This is a genomic window from Hydrogenimonas sp. (assembly GCF_029933015.1).
Classification (GTDB): domain Bacteria; phylum Campylobacterota; class Campylobacteria; order Campylobacterales; family Hydrogenimonadaceae; genus Hydrogenimonas.
The window spans coordinates 1-2,726 of record NZ_JAOZOZ010000181.1 but is presented as its reverse complement, the minus strand read 5'-3'; the positions used below and the strand labels follow the sequence as shown (position 1 = coordinate 2,726).

2 protein-coding genes and 1 pseudogene are annotated in these 2,726 nt (G+C 57.0%); 1 reads left to right on the top strand and 2 read right to left on the bottom strand.

Annotation, left to right across the window (positions count from 1 at the left end; all coding sequences use genetic code 11):
* Both fabG and gpmI read right to left on the bottom strand, forming a co-directional pair.
* On the bottom strand, window positions 1–580 hold a 580-nt coding region (gene fabG / locus Q1K23_RS08975; RefSeq protein ID WP_300363976.1), incomplete at its 3' end, for a 3-oxoacyl-ACP reductase FabG.
* 148 nt (window positions 581–728) lie between these two features.
* Window positions 729–2,204, bottom strand: coding sequence for a 2,3-bisphosphoglycerate-independent phosphoglycerate mutase (gene gpmI / locus Q1K23_RS08970; protein ID WP_300363975.1), 1,476 nt, complete (start codon window positions 2,202–2,204; stop codon window positions 729–731).
* Window positions 2,205–2,319: 115 nt separating this feature from the next.
* Between gpmI and Q1K23_RS08965 the strand changes: the two are divergent.
* A pseudogene (locus Q1K23_RS08965) lies at window positions 2,320–2,726 on the top strand (phospho-N-acetylmuramoyl-pentapeptide-transferase); the annotation flags it as partial.

Here is a 2,726-nt window from a genome sequence, read left to right as displayed (position 1 = left end):
CGGTCATGTCGGTCGCGATAAAGCCCGGAGTGACGGCATTGAAACGGATGTTTCGGGGGGCGCCTTCGAGGGCGAAGCTTTTGGTCATCGCGATGAGCCCGCCCTTGGAGGCGCTGTAGTTGGTCTGGCCGGCGTTGCCGGTTTCGCCGACGATGGAAGCGACATTGACGACGGCGCCGAAGCGTTTCTTGCCCATCACCTTGATCGCTTCCCGGCATCCTACGAAAGCGCTGGTGAGGTTGGCGCGGATCACCGCTTCGAACTCCTCGGCCTTCATGCGCATCGCCAGCTTGTCCTTGGTGATGCCGGCGTTGTTGACGATGTAGCCCAGCTCCCCGTCGGCGTCGACGATCGTCTTGACCGCCTCCACGTAGGCCGTCTCGTCGGAAACGTCGAAGCCGATCACCGCCGCTTCTCCGCCGGCCGCTTCGATCTCTGCCTTCACGGCGTCGGCGGCTTCCGCGCCGCTGCGGTAGTTGATCCAGACTTTCAGGCCGTATCCCGCCAGTGTCTTGGCGATTTCGGCACCGATACCGCGACTCGCTCCCGTTACCAATACGTTTTTTCCGGTAAATTTCAAAGAGACTCCTTTTTTGATTAGTGAAAAGTTAAAAACGAAAAGTTAAAAGTTCAGGAGGCGGCTTCGCCGCTTCCATTTTCAAAATCAAGTCCGCGCTACGCGCGGCTCACCGTGATATGACTCAATACTCAGCACTCAATACTCAACACTAAATCAACGGTTCGTCCATCTCCTCGGGGATCGGCAGATCCATCAGTTTCAGAACCGTCGGGGCGATGTTGTTGAGAGCGCCGGGCTTGACCTCTTCGACCCCCGGTGCCATGACGAAGCACCAGACGTCGCCGACGGTGTGGTTGGTGAGCACGTGGCCCTCTTCGTCCATCATCTCCTCGCAGTTGCCGTGGTCGGAAGTGAGCACCATGCGGTAATCTTTTTCCTTCGCCTTTTCGACGATGCGTCCAAGCTGGGTATCCACCGCTTCGACGGCCTTGACGGCCGCTTCGAAGACGCCGGTGTGGCCCACCATGTCGCCGTTGGCGAAGTTGACGACGATGAAGTCGTACTCCTCGTCCATCGCCGTCAGCACCGCGTCACCCACTTCGGGCGCGCTCATTTCGGGCTTCATGTCGTAGGTCTTGACCCTGGGACTGGGGATCAGCACCCGCGACTCGTTGAGCACCGGCTCTTCGACGCCGCCATTGAAGAAGAAGGTGACATGGGCGTACTTTTCGGTCTCGGCCGTGTGCAGCTGGGTCAGCCCGGCGTTGGAGATCACCTCCGCCAGCGTGTTTTTGGGCACCTCTTTCCTGAAAAGGACCGGATAGGGGAACGATTTGTCGTATTCTGTCATCGTCGCGATATGAACGTGGATCGGCTTCCTTTCGAAAGCGTCGAATTTCGGGTCGCCGATGGCGGTGACGATCTCGCGCATCCGGTCGCTGCGGAAATTGATGAACAGCACGCCGTCGCCCTCTTCCATCCCCTCGTATCCCGAAAACGCCGTCGGCAGGATGAACTCGTCGGTCACATCTTCGGCATAACTCTTTTCGACATACTGCATCGGCGAAAGATCGGTCTTCGGCGTCGCCTCGACGATGGCGCGGTACCCCTTCTCCACCCGTTCCCAGCGCTGGTCGCGATCCATCGTGTAGAAGCGGCCGCCCAGCGTGGCGATGGAGATATTCTCGTTCAGAATCTCTTCGAGCTGCTTCAGGTAGACGGGCGCCGAGGTCGGAGAGACGTCTCTGCCGTCGGTGATCAGATGCAAAAAGACCTTTTTACCCGCTTCGGCGGCGATCTTCGCCAGCCCCATCGTATGCTCGATGTGCGAGTGGACCCCGCCGTCGCTCATGAGCCCGATCAGGTGGAGTCTGTCGCTCTTTTTCAGCAGATCCTGGAACACTTCGTTGGTTTTGAGCGTGCCGTCTTTGAGGGCCAGGGAGATCTTCACCAGATCCTGGTAGAGCACCCGGCCGCTGCCGATCGTCATGTGTCCCACTTCCGAGTTGCCCATCTGCCCTTCAGGCAGCCCCACATGGAGGCCGTAGGTGTGGATGAGCGACCAGGGTACTTCTTTGAAGAGTCTGTCGTAGGTCGGTTTTTTCGCCGCTTCGAAAGCGTTGGCCTTCGAATGGGGCTTGTAGCCGATACCGTCGGTGATGATGAGAATCGTCTTGTTCGCCACGTTCATATTCCTTAATCTCAGAGAAATTTGGATTTATCCGTTTTTATGTACAACTATATTAAAATACCGCTTTTAACCTCCTAAAGAGACATTTTTTACAACAGGTATTCAACATATGCTCTATTGGTTCTATCGGCATCTGGATGTCAATCTCTTCCAGTACATCACGGTCCGTGCCGGCTTCGCATTCTTTCTCGCCTTCATCCTCACCATCTGGCTGATGCCCTTTTTCATCCGCTGGGCCAAAGCGAAAAAAGCGAGCCAGCCCATCAACAAATTCGCCCCCAAAGCCCACCTGAAAAAGCGGGACACACCGACGATGGGCGGCGTGGTATTCGTCTTCTCCACGATCGTGGCAACCGTTCTGAGCGCCAAGCTCAACAACCCCTATGTCGTCGCGGCACTCGCGACGCTGATCGCTTTCTGCAGCATCGGCTACAAGGACGACCTGGGTAAGGTGATCTCGGGCAACAACCTTCACGGTCTCTCCGCACGGGCCAAATTCGGCCTGCAGCTTCTCAT